This window comes from Paenarthrobacter nitroguajacolicus (genome assembly GCF_051027655.1).
Lineage (GTDB): Bacteria > Actinomycetota > Actinomycetes > Actinomycetales > Micrococcaceae > Arthrobacter > Arthrobacter nitroguajacolicus.
Genome location: NZ_CP073234.1, coordinates 2,100,554 through 2,115,873, shown reverse-complemented (window position 1 = coordinate 2,115,873; position 15,320 = coordinate 2,100,554). Strand labels below are relative to the sequence as shown.

Genomic DNA, 15,320 nt, shown 5'->3' with positions numbered 1-15,320 from the left:
CTCTTTCAAATGAGTTTGCTGGAGATAAGAAATTCGGCCAAATCGGTGGCGGCCGCGCCATCATCGACGACTTTTTTACCGGCAGTCCTGGCCGGCTTGGCGTTGGTGGACACGACAACGGATTGGCCGCTCCCGTTACGGTCCGATGCGACCAGGCCCAAGTCAGCGAGGGAAAGGTTTGTGATGGATTTCCGCTTGCCCGACAGGATGCCCTTAAAGTTTGGAAAGCGTACTTCAGGTGAGCGTTCTGTGACGCTCACGAGGGCCGGCAGCGTCGTATGCAGTTTCATGACTGTTCCATCTCCGTGGCGTTGACCGCTGACAAGATGTGCCGAGACTTCCACATCGTCGACGAAGCCGAGCAAAGGCAGGCTCAGGTACTCGGCAATCATGGCCGGCACCGCTCCGGTCCAGCCGTCTGTGGACTGGCTTCCGGCGATTACGAGGTCAAATGTCGAGTCGCGCAGAGCAGCTGAGATGACCTGTGAAGTCCACACTGAGTCAGCTCCGATAAGTCCGTCGTCGCAGACATGAATGGCTGAATCTGCTCCTGTGGACAGGCACTTGCGTAGTGCCGCGTTAGCCTGCCGCGGTCCGACCGACATCGCTACAACTTCAGTTTTTTTGTCAGCGTCCTTGAATCGCAGAGCCATTTCGAGCGCACGCTCGCTTATCTCGTCGACGACGCAACTGTCCGGACTTCGTTCAATGCGGCCGGTGGCCATATCGAGCGATCGTTCGTCGGAGGTATCCGGAACTTGCTTGATGAGCACGATGATCTTCAATGAACACTCCTTCGTGTATGGCCCGCGATGGCGTCGAGACGAGGCCCTTGACAGAAAGCTCACGTCTCGTAGAGTGGTAATACCAATTCGTCAGGCGGTGGTACCACTCTACACGCGGCGACTTCGAACGGAAAGGACGTGTCACATGAGTGCTCAGGTGTCTATTAATGACCTAGGCGACGGAGTTGAGGAGGCTGTATTCGCTGCTTGGCTGAAGGAGGTCGGGGACTCCGTCGCTGTCGGTGAAGCAATCGCTGAGGTGATGACCGACAAGGTCAACCTCGAAATCGAGTCAACCGTGGCCGGCGTGCTTGCGAGCCAGGATTGTGAGCCCGAGGACACTGTCCGCCTTGGCCAGGTCATCGGCTTGATTGATGTGCAGGCATCATGAGCTTTGACCACAGAACACCAGAGGGCCGAATGAACCTGTGGCGGGCGATGGTCCGGGGTCGTGCTTTCGATCAAGCCATGTGCCGGCACAACAACCATTGGCATGAGGCCCGCGGCGAAGAAGCGGTCTTCATCGGAGGTTTCGCCGAACTTGAAGCAGACGATATCGTCGCACCTCACTTCCGCGGTGCTTGCGCCGTTAGCCTCATGCGTGGCAGTGATCCGGCCGAGCTGGCTGCCGGGGTCTTCGGCACGGATGGAAGCAATTCGGGGGGAAACTGGCGCGGGGACATCTGTCCCACTCCCAGTGAGCGCTTTATCGGGATGTTCTCGGGTTCGCTCGGAACCACCGTCGCGTACGCAACCGGAGCCGCGCTCCATCTGCAGCAGCGACACCTGAATAACGTCGCCGTCTGTGCATTCGGAGACGGCACCGCGAACGCGGGCATTGTGGCTGAGTCAATGAATCTTGCATCCATGCTGCAGCTGCCGCTGATTCTCATTTGCCAAAACAACCAGTACGCCACCTCTCTTCCGGCGACCACTGCGATTGCCGGGGGGACAGTATCCGACCGGGCGAAGGCTTTGGGACTTGAGGTCGTTGACGTTGACGGCAACGATCTCGAGGCAGTGATCAGTGCCCGCGCGACCGCTGTGGCGCGGGCACGCGAGGGCGGAGGTCCTACTTTGATCCACGCGCTCACCTACCGGATGGGAGGGCATTACATGAATGATCCGGAGACATATCGAACAAGAGACGAAGTGGCCGCTTGGGAGAAGCTGGATCCCATTACACGCTTCGAGCAGAAGCTGATTGTTGCCGGCGAATTAGGGGCCGACGAAGCTGCCTCGGAGACGCTGTCCCTGATGGCGGAAATGAATGACATTGTTGCGGCGGCCAAAGATGCTCCGCCGACAGAGAACTTGGTACTGAACCCGTCGGCCTTTGCCGAGGACCGGAGAATCGCATCGTGACCAGGATGACCATCAGTGAAGCCATCGTTGCGGCGATCGGCGATGCAATGGACACAGACGATTCTGTGTACCTTCTGGGGCAGGACATTGGGATCTTCGAGGGTCCAATGCAGTCAACAAAGGGGTTGTGGGAACGCTTCGGTCCCGCCGGCCGACTCATTGATGCGCCCATCTCTGAGGCATCCATGGTTGGCAGTGCTGTGGGGGCAGCAATGGCCGGCAGCCGCCCCATTATCGACCTCATGTTTGCTGAATTCCTCGCCCTCACCATGACGCCGCTGGCTCTTGAAGGCGCCTCGGTGGCTTATCGCACCCGGTCCGGGGTTACCGTTCCCCTTGTCGTGAGGGCGAAATTTGGGATTGGGCCGCACCGCGGCCATGCCGAGTCGTGCATCGGCATGCTGATGGGCTTTCCCGGCTTGAAGATCGTCATCCCGACCACTCCACAGGATGCCTACTCCCTGATGCGCGCAGCTATTCAAGATGACAATCCGGTCGTCTTCCTCGAACACATGAGTCTGCTCCACGGAGCACGGGCAGAGGTGGACACACAGCTGAGCATCGAAATAGGAACAGCAAGCATACGGCGGCCCGGGAATGACGTCACTGTCGTAGCCTCAGGCTTGATGGTCTCCCGCGCACTTCGAGCTGCCAAGGCTTTAGCGGCCGAAGGCATCGACATTGAGCTTATTGATACCCGGTCGATGGCCCCTTTGGATATTTCCACCATTCTGAAGTCGGTGCAACGAACAGGCCGCCTGGTCATAGCCGAAGAGTCCTGGCCCGTCGCGGGTCCGGCGTCCGAAATTTGCGCACAACTGATCCGTGCGGTGGACGGTCTCCCAAGTTTCACTGTCGACTTCGTGGAGCCACCCCACACCCCCGTTCCCTTCGCGGCACAGTTGGAAGCGGCTTTCGTTCCTAGCATCGAAAACATCGCAGCCGCGGTCAGTAAGGCACACGGAAGGAACGCAATCGCCAGGTCCACTGCCGTTCCCGCAGAGGGAGGCGCAGCGTGACCGATATGAGTACGACGACGGCACCCGGGGAACGTCGCATCAAAATTTCGGGGATCCGCAAAATCATTTCAGACCGCATGGTCCTGTCACACACACAAATCCCGGGTGTCCACGTTGTCGAGGAATGTGACGTCACTGAGGTTGATCTCAGCAGGATCGTCGCCATCACCTGCTCGTCAATCGGACAACTTTCTGCCACGTACCCCTACTTCAACGCCCATGTCGTGGACTCGGAAATTGTCTGCTTCGACGAGTGCAACGTGGCCATAGCCGTTGATACCCCACGCGGCCTCATGGTCCCGGTGATTCGCAACGTAGGAAACCGAAAAGTCGACGATATCCAGGAAGAGATTCGACGGCTGGCGGCACTCGCACGCGACGGCAAGCTCACTCCAGCTGACATGACCGGGGCAACAGTCACCCTCACCAGCCCCGGGAAACGAGGCGGAGTCCTGGCAACTCCGCTCATCAACCATCCTCAGACTGCAATTATTGGGGTCCACCGGGCTGTCCAACGCCCTGTGGTCCGTGACGGTGCAGTGGTCGTTCGAACACTCTCGAACGTCACCGTAACGTTCGACCATCGTGTAATCGATGGAGCCACCGCAGGAGACTACACCTTGGAACTCTGTCGACTCATTGAATCCTCGGGAATACGCTAACTGCCGCGGTTCACGGAAGCACGGAGAATCTGTCATGTCCACTAAGTCCAAAGCCCCACCCACAGCCAGACGACGCTGGGTTCACATCACAGGCAAGGTAGCTCTGGCTCTCGGCATCCTGCTTGTATTCGTCCTGTTGGGACGGTGGCTCCGCGAGATGAGCCCGATACAAGATTTCATCGCGGCGTATCCCGGTGAGTCGCACCAGCCCGAAGGAACCCAGCCAGGCATTCCGGCGTGGGTCGGATGGCAGCACTTCCTCAACTCTTTGCTGATCGTACTGATCATCCGATCAGGGTGGCTTGTTCGAACTCGAAGCAAACCCCCTGCGTACTGGACACCCAAGAGACTGATTTGGTCGAAGAAGTCCCAGAAGGGGCTCACAAAGATCAGCCTGGACCTTTGGTTTCACCTCTCCCTTGATGCGCTCTGGGTACTCAACGGCGCCGTGTTTTTCGCTCTCATCTTCGCGACGGGGCACTGGATACGGCTTGTACCCACGGGGTGGGACGTCGTGCCCAACGCGGCGTCTGCTGCCCTGCAGTACATTTCTCTAAATTGGCCTGTGGAGAACGGCTGGAACAACTACAACTCGCTGCAATTGTTGGCGTACTTCACAACAGTTTTCGTTGCTGCACCTCTATCCATAGTGACAGGCCTACGAATGTCCCCCGCCTGGACAAAGGCCCCCGCCATATTGAGTCGCATTCTTCCCATGGAGATCTGCCGCAAGGTGCATCTTTGGGTGATGTTCTATCTGGTTTCGTTCATTGCTGTTCACGTGACTCTGGTTTTGGCCACCGGTGCGCTGCGAAACCTAAACCATATGTACGCCGCCCAGGACAGTGAAAGCTGGGTTGGTTTCTGGATTTTCTCCGCTTCCCTGGCGGCTATGGTCGCCGCGTGGGGATTGGCGCGACCTCTGTTCCTGCGCCCGGTAGCCGCTATGACAGGGTCGATCACCCGTTAGAAGCTGGCCAGGAATCCTTCAACTGATGCGAAGGGCGTCGAAGTGGTCATCGATTGCCTGCATCGCCGCAGAAGGATCGCCGGCAACGATTGCGTCATGGATCCTCTGATGGTGCTCGACCAACAAGGTTTGGACGGAGTCAGTGAGTCTCGTGCTGTTTAGACGCGCGCTGCGGTATGCGAGGTCTTGGGCGAAGACATCAGAGAGCGCCTCAGCGAAGAAGGACAGTGCGGGATTCCCTGCCGCCCTAAGAAGGGACTGATGAAATGCGAGATCGGCATCCATGACGTCTGCTCGGACATCTGTGGATGCCATCGTGTTAATGGCGCGCTGCATATAGGCAACAAGGACGGGATCCGATGATGTAGCCGCTTCACGGCCCGCTTGCCGCTCTAGCGCGATCCGGACAGATTCAAGAGCAGATACCGGAAGGTGCGACGAAGCAATGGCCAAGTTCAGAGCCAGTGCCAGAGCATCTGGGTTTAGAGTCTCAACAAATGTTCCCGACCCGGTGCGGCGCCGCAGGATTCCCAAACCCTCGAGCACCCCCAAACGGTCGCGTAACGCCGTCCTACTCACTCCCAGTTCAAGAGCAAGGTCGCGTTCACTAGGAAGTCGATCGCCAGGACGCAGTTCCCTAATGAGCCGCGCGAGAGCTTCAGAGACTGGGTCGTTCGCGAAGACGCTGGCGAGGGAGTGGACTTCCCTATCATGTATTGTCATCGGCCCTTACCTCATTCACCTCTTGGCGGACCCTCCGATTCTATAGGTAGTCACTTCAGAGCTCTTGACACCGGGTCCACAACTCGTAGAGTGGTAGTACCAATTTATAAAGCGGTGATACCGAAGTAGTTGAATATCAGTCGCCCCTCACAGCATCTCTCCGGAAAGCTCTCCAGTGGCTTTCGAAAAGACGTGAAGGAAGCCCCCATTTGGGGCAAGAAACCTATGTGGAATGGAAGATGTGCATGCATGCCTTGCAAAGCTCAGCAGATTTCGTCGATGCAACATATGCCACAAATCATGCTGCACAACGGGATCTCGTAGCCACGCTCCGGTCCAAGTTGGCCACGGCGGCCCTCGGCGGCCCAGCCAAGTCGCGTGAGCGGCACATCGCCCGCGGGAAACTGCTGCCGCGTGAACGAATCGACTACTTGCTCGATGACGGCAGCCCGTTCCTTGAGATCGCGCCTCTGGCTGCGAATGGCATGTACAACGACGATTCCCCCGGTGCCGGGGTTATTGCAGGCATTGGCCTGGTCCACGGCCGCCATGTTCTGGTGATCTCCAATGACGCCACCGTCAAGGGCGGCACCTACTATCCCATGACCGTGAAGAAGCACCTCCGGGCCCAGGAAATCGCCCTGGAGAACAAGCTTCCCTGCATCTACCTCGTGGATTCCGGCGGAGCTTTCCTGCCCAAACAGGACGAAGTCTTCCCGGATAAAGAGCACTTTGGCCGGATCTTCTTCAATCAGGCCAAAATGTCCGCCGCCAAGATCCCGCAGATCGCCTCCGTCATGGGATCGTGCACGGCCGGCGGTGCCTATGTACCGGCCATGAGCGATGAGACCGTCATCGTCAGGAACCAGGGCACCATCTTCCTGGGCGGCCCGCCTCTGGTGAAGGCCGCCATCGGCGAGATCGTCACCGCCGAAGAACTGGGCGGCGGCGACGTCCATTCAAGGATTTCCGGGGTCACGGACCACCTGGCCGAGAACGACCGGCACGCCCTGGAGATCGTCCGGGACATCGTGGCCACGTTGCCCAAGCCGGCGCAGCCGGCCTGGGACGTGTCCGACGTCGTCCTGCCGCCCGTCGTCGATCCTTCAGAGATCTACGGCGTGGTTCCCACGGACGTCAACGCCCAATACGACGTCCGCGAAGTCATCGCAAGGCTGGTTGATGGATCCGAATTCCACGAGTTCAAGAAGAACTACGGCACCACCCTGGTGACCGGATTCGCGCACCTGCACGGCCACCCAGTGGGCATCGTGGCCAACAACGGCGTCCTCTTCAGCGAATCGTCGCTCAAAGGCGCACACTTCATCGAGCTCTGCGATCAACGCGGCATTCCCCTGATCTTCCTGCAGAACCTCTCCGGCTTCATGGTGGGAAAAGACGTCGAACAAGGCGGCATCGCCAAGAACGGCGCAAAAATGGTCACCGCCGTAGCTACGGCACGCGTGCCGAAACTGACTGTAGTGATCGGTGGTTCCTTCGGCGCCGGCAACTACTCCATGTGCGGGCGGGCGTACTCGCCGCGGTTCATGTGGATGTGGCCGGCCGCCCGTATTTCTGTGATGGGCGGAAACCAGGCCTCCAGCGTCCTGGCCACGGTCAAAAGGGACCAGTACGAGGCGGCCGGCCAGGAATGGTCCACCGAGGACGAGGAAGCCTTCAAAGCCCCCATCAAACAGCAATACGAAGACCAAGGAAGCCCCTACTACTCCACCGCGCGCCTCTGGGACGACGGCATCATCGACCCCGCCGACACCCGCCGTGTCCTGGGGATGGCCCTGGACGTCGTCTCCCGCCAACAACTGCCGGAGACCTCCTTCGGTCTCTTCAGAATGTGAGCCCACAATGACTCATCCCTCACTCACCTCTTCCGCTCACAATCCCACCGGCATCGGCTCAACTAGACCCCTCTTCGAAACTGTGCTCATTGCCAACCGTGGTGAGATAGCCTGCCGCATCATCCGGACCCTGCGGTCCTTGGGCATCCAGTCAGTAGCTGTGTATAGCGATGCTGACTCCCATGCCCGGCATGTGCAAGAGGCAGATCGAGCGGTGCGGATCGGCCCCGCCTCTGTCACTGAGAGCTACCTGAACATTGGCGCCGTAATCCGAGCCTGCCGCGAATCCGGCGCCGACGCTGTGCACCCTGGGTATGGATTCCTCAGCGAAAACGTCGACTTCGCCCGTGAACTTCAAGCGGCCGGCATCGCCTTCATCGGTCCCGGCGTCGAATCGCTAAACGTCATGGGCGACAAAATCCGTTCCAAAAATCATGTTGCCGGTTACGGCGTTCCAGTCGTCCCAGGCATCGCGCAGCCCGGTATGACAGACGGAGAACTCATCGACGAAGCAGCTGCTGTCGGATTTCCGCTGCTGATCAAGCCCTCCGCGGGTGGTGGCGGCAAAGGCATGCACGTTGTCGAAGATCCAGCGGACCTGCCGGCTACCCTGGCTACTGCCCGCCGCGTCGCAGCCAGTGCTTTCGGTGATGACACTCTCTTCCTTGAGCGTCTGGTCCGCACTCCCAGGCACATCGAGGTCCAAATCCTGGCCGACAATCACGGCAACGTGATCCATCTAGGCGAACGCGAATGTTCGCTGCAGCGCCGCCATCAGAAAGTCATTGAAGAAGCCCCCTCGCCGCTGCTTGGAGGACTTCACGATGGGGAAGCCGTCCGCGCTCGGATCGGGGAAGCGGCCTGCCAAGCGGCGCGCAGCGTCGACTACAGCGGTGCAGGTACTGTCGAATTTATCGTCTCCAATGATGCTCCGGACGAGTTCTTCTTCATGGAGATGAACACCCGGCTGCAGGTGGAACACCCCGTCACGGAAATGGTCACCGGAGTGGACCTCGTCGAATGGCAGGTAAGGATCGCCGCCGGTGAAGAACTTACTTTGTCGCAATCCGATGTGAAACTCAAAGGTCACGCCGTCGAGGCCCGGATCTACGCGGAAAACCCCGAGCAGAACTTCTTACCGTCAACCGGCACGGTTCAGCTCTTACACGAACCGGCATCTTGGACGGCAGCTGGGGCAGAGGCGAAGGGTGAAGTTCGGATCGATTCAGCCCTGCTGCCCGGCCTTGAAATATCACCCCATTACGACCCGATGATCTCCAAAGTAATCGCCTGGGGCGAGGACCGTGAGTCGGCGCTCGATACCCTCGATGACGCACTCTCGGGCTACAAGCTGCTTGGCGTCGAGACCAATGTGGAGTATCTGCGCCTGCTGATCAACGACGCCGAGGTCCGGGCAGGAAAGCTCGATACGGAACTTATCGAACGCAAGATGCCGGGGTTCTCCTTCAGGGCAGCTGCCGACAGAGAATTTGTGGCGACAGCCCTGTACCTGGTCGCGATGGACGCCGGCCGACCGGCGTTGGAAGCCGACGTTTGGACCCAGCCCACAGGCTGGCGCTTGGGAGAGCACGCGCCACGGCGCATCAATCTAAGTGCTTCCAGTGGTGAGGTGAGGACTGTGTCAGTCACCCACGGGGACTGCATCGGCAGCGAGTTCGAGGTAAGCGTGGACAGCGGTCTGCCGCATACCGCTACTCTCTCCCAGCTGGGCGACGATGCCATTTTGCTGAGCTACAACGGCGAAGTCCGTAAGTACTCCATCGCTACCATCACCAACAGCAAGTACCAACAACAAGTAATCAACTACCCGACCGCGTTGTATCTGGGCGAACACGGCTGGGCCTGCCGCATGGATATTCTGACGCGTCAGGCCCGCCTCGACCGGATGCTAGGAAGCATCCAACGAGCGGAGGGCACGGTAGACCCCGAAGTCCGGTCCCCCATGCCGGGAACTGTCGTATCTGTAGCAGTCAGTACCGGCGAAGAAGTCGTTGCCGGCCAAGTCCTCCTCTCCGTGGAAGCCATGAAGATGGAACATCAACTACTGGCCCCGCACGACGGAACCGTCCAAATAAACGCGCACACCGGTGCACTGGTCAGGGCGAACCAGATTTTGGCGACGGTCCGCGGTCCACAAGCCGTTGACTCTTAGAACTTCACACCGGATGGCACTTCTTCCTTAGACGCAGCCGGACGCAACAGCTCAACTCACGCGCTGTAAACAAAACGCAGACAGAAGATATTAAGAAGGGAATCAAAAATGGTCGATTTTGAACTTAGCGAGGAGTACCAAGAACTCCGGAAGACGGTGGCGGACTTCGCCGATGAAGTCGTCGCTCCCGTATCAAGCAAGCACGACGAGGAACACAGCTTTCCGTACGACGTAGTTTCCCAGATGGCGGATATGGGCCTCTTCGGGCTCCCCTTTCCTGAAGAATATGGGGGCATGGGCGGCGACTACTTCGCACTCGCCCTTGCTCTGGAAGAACTCGCGCGAGTGGACCAGTCTGTAGCCATCACCCTGGAGGCCGGCGTCTCGCTCGGCGCCATGCCCATTTTCCGTTTTGGAACTGAAGACCAGAAGAACGAATGGCTGCCTAAGCTGACGTCCGGACGAGCACTGGCAGGATTCGGGCTCACAGAGCCGGAGGCCGGTTCGGATGCCGGCGGCACCCGAACCCACGCCCACCGTGATGGAGGCCAATGGGTGATCAACGGTAACAAGGAGTTCATCACCAACTCCGGAACGGACATCACCCGGCTCGTCACGGTCACCGCTGTCACCGGCCAGCGGGAGCGCGAGGACGGCACCACGAAGAAAGAAATCTCCACCATTCTGGTCCCCACCAACACTCCCGGGTTCACCGCCGAAAAGGCGTACAACAAGGTTGGCTGGAACGCTTCGGATACGCACCCTCTAACACTGAAGGACGTCCGGGTACCTGAGTCGAATTTGCTTGGAGAGGAAGGACGCGGCTACGCAAACTTCCTCGCCATCCTGGATGAGGGCCGAATCGCGATCGCTGCACTGGCCACCGGTGCAGCCCAAGGATGCGTGGACCTGTCCGTGAAGTACGCCAAGGAACGCAGCGCATTCGGACAGAACATCGGCAAGTACCAAGCCATCCAGTTCAAAATCGCGCGTATGCAGGCCAGAGCCCACACAGCGCGCCTTGCGTACTACGATGCCGCTGCCAGGATGCTAGCCGGCAAACCCTTTAAGGCCGAAGCTGCTATTGCCAAGCTGGTCGCAGGCGAGGCAGCCATGGACAACGCGCGAGATGCTACCCAGGTGTTCGGCGGCTACGGCTTCATCAACGAATTCGCCGTAGCTCGACACTACCGGGACTCCAAAATCCTGGAGGTAGGCGAAGGTACCACTGAAGTCCAGCTAATGCTCATTGCCCGTGAACTCGGTCTGTAGCCGAGCGATAGAACCATGACGCAGATCCCTGTGCCCTCACCCGGCCACGCTCCCCCACTCATTGAACAACGTGGGCTGTACTTTGATGAACTCGACCTGGGCGTCACCTATGCCCACCGCCCAGGCCGAACCGTCACCGAAACAGACAACGTGCTCTTTACCACCATGACAATGAATACCCAGCCTCTTCACTTGGACGCCGCATGGAGCGCCCAGCAGCCCCTTGGTCAAAGACTGATCAACTCCATGTTTACCCTGGCCACGATGGTGGGACAGTCTGTAACTCAATTAACGCAGGGAACAATCATTGCCCAGCTAGGGCTGACCGACGTTTCCTTCCCTCATCCGCTATTTCACGGGGACACGCTGTACACCGAGACCGTTGTCCTCGAAAAGCGGCTGTCCGCCACCAGGCCCGGGCAGGGGATCGCCGTCATGAAACACACCGGCAGGAATCAACACATGGTTGCTGTCGCCGTAGCGACACGAAGCGCCCTCATGTGGACTGAAGACGCTCACAAAGCTTCCAGGCGGCTTTCATGAATATCGAATTATCTACCGGCCCTGCACTCCTGTTTTGCCCAGCCGACAGACCTGACCGGTTCATCAAGGCCGCCGCCCGCTCTGACGCGGTCATTGTCGACCTCGAAGACGCCGTGGCATCAGAAGATCGGGTAGGTGCCAGGCGGGAAATCCTCTCCCGGCTTAGCGATCATGGACAATTCCACGGTCTGGAGCCCGACAGGACCATTGTTCGGATAAGTGGCGTAGGCACCGAAGACTTTGAAAGGGACCTGCAGTGGCTAGCACTCACGCCCTACCGCACCATAATGCTGGCCAAAACCGAGGACACCACACAGATCCGCGTCATGGATGGCTACCGAGTGGTTGCTCTGTGCGAGACCGCCGCGGGCGTGGCAAATGCCAACGCCATTGCTGCCGAGCCCAACGTAGTGGCCATGATGTGGGGCGCCGAAGACTTGCTGGCATCTATCGGTGGGACATCAAGCCGTCACCCTAACGGGAGCTACCGGGACGTCGCGGTCCAGGCACGATCCTCTGTGCTCATAGCAGCGGCGGCGGCTGGCAAGCCCGCAATCGACTCGGTCTACTTGGATATCTTCGACCTTGACGGGCTGGCCGTCGAAGCCGGCGATGCCGCCGCCTCGGGCTTCGGTTTCAAAGCGTGCATCCATCCGAACCAAGTAGATGTAGTGCGCGCTGCATACGCGCCCTCCGAAACTGAGGTTCTAGCCGCACAAAGGATCCTAGAAGCGGCGGCCAAGGCCGAAAATGGCGTGTTCCGGCTCGACGGCAAAATGATCGACGGTCCGATCCTGAAGCATGCCGAGGCAACCCTGCATCGGTTCAAACAAAGACAAACGACCGAGCAGGACCTCAGCAGCTGAAAAAGAAAAGGAGGATGCCGTGTCACAACGCGAGGAAAAATCACAGAGGTACGCGGAAGGTCTGGGCCTGCGAACAAAAGTAATGGGGAGTGCCCACGTGGAACTGGCTCTCAAACAAACCAGTGAATTTTGCCGTCCCGTTCAAGAACTTGTTACCGAGTATGCATGGGGAGAAATCTGGTCCAGGCCCGGACTTGACCACAAGACCCGCAGCTTGCTCAATCTGGCCATGCTCACGGCACTGAACCGTCCTCAGGAACTGGCAGGACACGTCCACGCAGCCCTCAACAACGGGCTCACGGAAGCACAAATCCAGGAAGTACTGCTGCAGACTTTGGTCTATTGTGGTGCCCCTGCTGCCCTGGCCTCGTTCCGGGTCGCCGAACAGGCGATCGCCGATCACCATGATGCAAGTTTCTCCACCAAACGGGCATGACGGGTGTATTACACCCACCCACTGTCGTTTGTCAGTCCGGTAACGAAAAGTGCCGTGTTGTCCATGGCAGTCTCTGCCGGATCACGGCACAGCAGGAAGGGCAGAGCCGGTGGGTGCTGTTGTTCGGGACGACTTAGTCCTCTCACGTGCGGTCGTCACAGCCGATGTGAGTGCGCCGTTGGCGCACGTCAATATAGAGCAATGGTTGAAAACCCAGCAGGCCCTTGAGTATCAGCAGCGCGCAGCTGGGCATAACAAGAACGCCGGCTACAGCGAAGCGATGTCGATCAATTCTGAGGTGATTGGAAAAGGCATCGTAAGCGAGCGATACCGCATGGAAGTTGGCACCCCCCACTACTGCAAGATGGTGTCAGTCCCCGATGCTTTCCCATCATCATCAGGGAGGGCCACTACACAGGTCATCTGGGAGCTTAGTATCGAGCAGCTGAAGGGTGATGAACTGAGGTATACAAACACCGTGACGTCGCACCCTACTGATGACTTCCTGACGATTATCTTCGGGAGCGGGCAAACGTTCGAGGATGTCGCTGCCGCCCGTCAGCGGGCCTTAGGTGAGCGCTGCCTACTGGAGACGCCTTACTACGCGCAATGCATTGCGGCGTTTGCCTCAGACCGCGAGTCCAGGGGTGTCAGCTAACTAACAGCAACTGAGGGCAGCTAGTGCCGAATCTGAACAGTGAAGTCTGCTCTCGGCCGACGGTCACGCATACTGAATTCGATCGAGGGAAACGCCCAGATCTCTTGGTGCGGACGGACTGCGCCGATGTGGCACGTTGTAATAGGCGCGGACACGAGACAGTCAAGGAAACCTCCGCCTACTTTCGTGTTCGCGTTCGCCGCACGGTCGTTCCTGCACTTCTGTCCCACGAAAACACGACATATGGGTGCTTATCGGCGTTTAGTAATGCTGCGGTGTAGGGTCCGTGGGCCGTTTCAGCGAAGGTACGGCGGGAAGCTGGCGTCGTTGAAGGGCTCAAACCAGCTCGATTTTCATGGGCGCCAGACTGAGCTGCAGGCTAAGGCCGGTCAGCCCTTGTCCCACGGGAATGCGTGCTCGATGTAGTTTTCCTCCTGTGTCATGGCCTCGATGCTACCGCCTTCCCTGTGGCGCTTGCTCGGGGCGAGGGGTTCGGCGTATGGTGGCAGGAGTTTCACCACTTTCACCACTTTCACCTAGTTTCACCTGAATGCGCCTTGGGAGGTGCCGTGCTGAATCCCTTCAAACCGACGGCCGGAGCGACCCCGCCTGAGCTTGTGGGACGGGCAGGGCTGTTGGACGAGTTTGAGTACGGCCTACAACAGGGCTCCGGGGCGCCGGGGCTTTTGACCATCATCACGGGCTCCCGGGGTATCGGCAAGACTGTGATGTTGAGCGAGGCGGAGGGGATCGCCCGGGACCAGGGGTGGGCCGTCATCTCCCGGACGGCGACGCCGGGTTTCCTTGCCGGGGTTGGTGATGACATGCTGCGCCTTCTTGATGAGTTCGGGGACGGGCCTCCTTCGCGGAAGATCACTGCCTTCTCCGCAGCTGGGTTCGGGCTCACAACCCAACTCCCTCCGGAACGGGCCGCGGACTGGCGAAGGACCGGGAACGAACTGCTGCGCCGGTTGTACGAAAAGGGCACGGGTCTGGTCATCACCATCGACGAGATCCACGCGGTCGACCGGACCGAAATATCCCAACTGGCCGCTGACGTCCAGCACTTCATCCGCGACGGACTGCCCATCGGCCTGATCTTCGCTGGACTCCCGTCAGCGGTGTCCGACCTCCTCAACGAGGGTGTCGCAACTTTCCTGCGGCGGGCCGACAGGATTAATCTCCACGAAGCGGCCGTCGCCGAAGTCACCGCATCCTACAGCGATCTCTTCAACCAGGGAGAGATCACCATCTCTCCGGAACTCATCAGCAAGGCGGCCGAGGCCACGGAGGGGTATCCCTTCCTGATCCAGCTCGTTGGGTACTATCTTTGGCTGGAAGCGGGCAAGGCAGGATGGACACTGGATGAGGCCAGCGTTCAGCGGGCGATCAGCGCAGCGGAGAGGCGTAACCGTCTGGTGGTCGTCGAATCGGCGCTGTCCGACATCTCTGACAAAGACCGCGAGTTCCTCGATGCCATGGCCGCCCAGGAAGGCCCCTCCGCGGCCGGGCAGATTGGTGCGATCCTCAATGCCAGACCAAATGTCGTGTCCAAATACCGGAAACGGCTCATCGCCGCAGGCCTGATCGAATCCGCCGGCTACGGGAAAGTCGACTTCGCAATCCCCGGACTTCGCCAATACCTCCACGGCTAGTGCGACATATTATCCATTATCGGCGTTAAACCACGGGAGTGGAAGTAGCTGCGAGAACTCCCGTGCATGAACGAATCCAGTTTTTCTGCAGATCAAGCAGGCTTTGTCGAATGCGGGCATGCTTCGCGTCCTGGTTTGGTGTTGCCGGATCCCTTGCGACTGTTCCCGCATCTAGTGCATGTTTCCAGGGTTCGCAGGAAATCCTGCGGAGAGCGCGATCACTCGGGTTTTTGGAGCACATATGTGTCATCTGTGTCCTCGGCGAATTCTTCCTACTGAGAGAAAAGAAGATGGCTTTCGAGCCTACGTGGAGGTGGTCGACGATGGCGCCTAGGAC

16 protein-coding genes and 1 pseudogene are annotated in these 15,320 nt (G+C 59.0%); 13 read left to right on the top strand and 4 right to left on the bottom strand.

Translation table 11 applies throughout. From position 1 onward, the window contains the following. Positions 1–5: 5 nt before the first annotated feature. Positions 6–785 (bottom strand): electron transfer flavoprotein subunit beta/FixA family protein, encoded by a 780-nt coding sequence (locus KCX59_RS10135; RefSeq protein WP_179018269.1) that lies wholly within the window; start codon positions 783–785, stop codon positions 6–8. Positions 786–930: 145 nt separating this feature from the next. Between KCX59_RS10135 and KCX59_RS10130 the strand changes: the two genes are divergently transcribed. Genes KCX59_RS10130 through KCX59_RS10110 form a run of 5 tightly spaced genes read left to right on the top strand, consistent with a single transcriptional unit; the run spans position 931 to position 4,801 of the window. Then, positions 931–1,176, top strand: coding sequence for a lipoyl domain-containing protein (locus tag KCX59_RS10130; protein WP_179018270.1), 246 nt, complete (start codon positions 931–933; stop codon positions 1,174–1,176). After that, on the top strand, positions 1,173–2,150 hold the full coding sequence (locus KCX59_RS10125; protein WP_179018271.1) for a thiamine pyrophosphate-dependent dehydrogenase E1 component subunit alpha: 978 nt from the start codon (positions 1,173–1,175) through the stop codon (positions 2,148–2,150). Before KCX59_RS10130 ends, KCX59_RS10125 begins: the two co-directional genes overlap by 4 nt. A gap of 5 nt (positions 2,151–2,155) precedes the next feature. Continuing rightward, positions 2,156–3,169 carry an alpha-ketoacid dehydrogenase subunit beta gene (locus KCX59_RS10120; protein WP_256871536.1) on the top strand — a complete coding sequence of 338 codons (1,014 nt, stop codon included), beginning with the start codon at positions 2,156–2,158 and terminating at the stop codon, positions 3,167–3,169. A gap of 5 nt (positions 3,170–3,174) precedes the next feature. Further along, positions 3,175–3,831: a 2-oxo acid dehydrogenase subunit E2 gene (locus tag KCX59_RS10115; protein ID WP_256871537.1), complete on the top strand. Its 657-nt coding sequence runs from the start codon at positions 3,175–3,177 to the stop codon at positions 3,829–3,831. 34 nt (positions 3,832–3,865) lie between these two features. Continuing rightward, positions 3,866–4,801: a cytochrome b/b6 domain-containing protein gene (locus tag KCX59_RS10110; RefSeq protein ID WP_179018274.1), complete on the top strand. Its 936-nt coding sequence runs from the start codon at positions 3,866–3,868 to the stop codon at positions 4,799–4,801. 18 nt (positions 4,802–4,819) lie between these two features. Here the strand turns inward: KCX59_RS10110 and KCX59_RS10105 are convergent, their stop codons facing one another. Together KCX59_RS10105 and KCX59_RS10100 are read right to left on the bottom strand one after the other, a co-directional pair. Further along, the gene (locus KCX59_RS10105; RefSeq protein WP_256871527.1) at positions 4,820–5,254 is read right to left on the bottom strand and encodes a FadR/GntR family transcriptional regulator; all 435 of its coding nucleotides are present in this window, start codon (positions 5,252–5,254) and stop codon (positions 4,820–4,822) included. Between the two features lie 99 nt (positions 5,255–5,353). Further along, a pseudogene (locus tag KCX59_RS10100) lies at positions 5,354–5,524 on the bottom strand (GntR family transcriptional regulator); the annotation flags it as partial. A gap of 245 nt (positions 5,525–5,769) precedes the next feature. On the opposite strand from KCX59_RS10100, the gene KCX59_RS10095 reads away from it, so the two are divergent. From KCX59_RS10095 to KCX59_RS10065, 7 genes are all read left to right on the top strand, one after another. Continuing rightward, on the top strand, positions 5,770–7,380 hold the full coding sequence (locus tag KCX59_RS10095; RefSeq protein ID WP_179018276.1) for a carboxyl transferase domain-containing protein: 1,611 nt from the start codon (positions 5,770–5,772) through the stop codon (positions 7,378–7,380). Between the two features lie 7 nt (positions 7,381–7,387). Then, positions 7,388–9,553: an acetyl/propionyl/methylcrotonyl-CoA carboxylase subunit alpha gene (locus KCX59_RS10090; protein ID WP_179018277.1), complete on the top strand. Its 2,166-nt coding sequence runs from the start codon at positions 7,388–7,390 to the stop codon at positions 9,551–9,553. 108 nt (positions 9,554–9,661) lie between these two features. Next, positions 9,662–10,825, top strand: a complete 1,164-nt coding sequence (locus KCX59_RS10085; protein WP_179018278.1) for an acyl-CoA dehydrogenase family protein — start codon at positions 9,662–9,664, stop codon at positions 10,823–10,825. A gap of 15 nt (positions 10,826–10,840) precedes the next feature. Beyond that, positions 10,841–11,368 (top strand): MaoC family dehydratase, encoded by a 528-nt coding sequence (locus KCX59_RS10080; RefSeq protein WP_179018279.1) that lies wholly within the window; start codon positions 10,841–10,843, stop codon positions 11,366–11,368. Further along, positions 11,365–12,234, top strand: a complete 870-nt coding sequence (locus KCX59_RS10075) for an HpcH/HpaI aldolase/citrate lyase family protein (RefSeq protein WP_179018280.1) — start codon at positions 11,365–11,367, stop codon at positions 12,232–12,234. The genes KCX59_RS10080 and KCX59_RS10075 overlap by 4 nt, the downstream gene beginning before the upstream one ends. A 19-nt stretch (positions 12,235–12,253) precedes the next feature. Further along, a complete protein-coding gene (locus tag KCX59_RS10070; protein ID WP_370629216.1) occupies positions 12,254–12,670 on the top strand; it encodes a carboxymuconolactone decarboxylase family protein in 417 nt (138 codons plus the stop codon). Between the two features lie 205 nt (positions 12,671–12,875). Then, positions 12,876–13,328: a hypothetical protein gene (locus KCX59_RS10065; protein ID WP_434122658.1), complete on the top strand. Its 453-nt coding sequence runs from the start codon at positions 12,876–12,878 to the stop codon at positions 13,326–13,328. Positions 13,329–13,717: 389 nt separating this feature from the next. On the opposite strand, the gene KCX59_RS10060 is transcribed toward KCX59_RS10065, so the two are convergent. Continuing rightward, the gene (locus KCX59_RS10060) at positions 13,718–13,864 is read right to left on the bottom strand and encodes a hypothetical protein (protein WP_179018283.1); all 147 of its coding nucleotides are present in this window, start codon (positions 13,862–13,864) and stop codon (positions 13,718–13,720) included. A 33-nt stretch (positions 13,865–13,897) separates the two neighbouring features. On the opposite strand from KCX59_RS10060, the gene KCX59_RS10055 reads away from it, so the two are divergent. Further along, positions 13,898–14,983, top strand: a complete 1,086-nt coding sequence (locus KCX59_RS10055; RefSeq protein ID WP_179018284.1) for an AAA family ATPase — start codon at positions 13,898–13,900, stop codon at positions 14,981–14,983. Positions 14,984–15,320 lie beyond the last annotated feature (337 nt).

Coding starts and splice junctions, on each gene's coding strand:
- KCX59_RS10130 (WP_179018270.1), top strand. CDS start 931: ATGAGTGCTCAGGTGTCTATTAATGACCTAGGCGACGGAGTTGAGGAG.
- KCX59_RS10125 (WP_179018271.1), top strand. CDS start 1,173: ATGAGCTTTGACCACAGAACACCAGAGGGCCGAATGAACCTGTGGCGG.
- KCX59_RS10120 (WP_256871536.1), top strand. CDS start 2,156: ATGACCATCAGTGAAGCCATCGTTGCGGCGATCGGCGATGCAATGGAC.
- KCX59_RS10115 (WP_256871537.1), top strand. CDS start 3,175: ATGAGTACGACGACGGCACCCGGGGAACGTCGCATCAAAATTTCGGGG.
- KCX59_RS10110 (WP_179018274.1), top strand. CDS start 3,866: ATGTCCACTAAGTCCAAAGCCCCACCCACAGCCAGACGACGCTGGGTT.
- KCX59_RS10095 (WP_179018276.1), top strand. CDS start 5,770: ATGCATGCCTTGCAAAGCTCAGCAGATTTCGTCGATGCAACATATGCC.
- KCX59_RS10090 (WP_179018277.1), top strand. CDS start 7,388: ATGACTCATCCCTCACTCACCTCTTCCGCTCACAATCCCACCGGCATC.
- KCX59_RS10085 (WP_179018278.1), top strand. CDS start 9,662: ATGGTCGATTTTGAACTTAGCGAGGAGTACCAAGAACTCCGGAAGACG.
- KCX59_RS10080 (WP_179018279.1), top strand. CDS start 10,841: ATGACGCAGATCCCTGTGCCCTCACCCGGCCACGCTCCCCCACTCATT.
- KCX59_RS10075 (WP_179018280.1), top strand. CDS start 11,365: ATGAATATCGAATTATCTACCGGCCCTGCACTCCTGTTTTGCCCAGCC.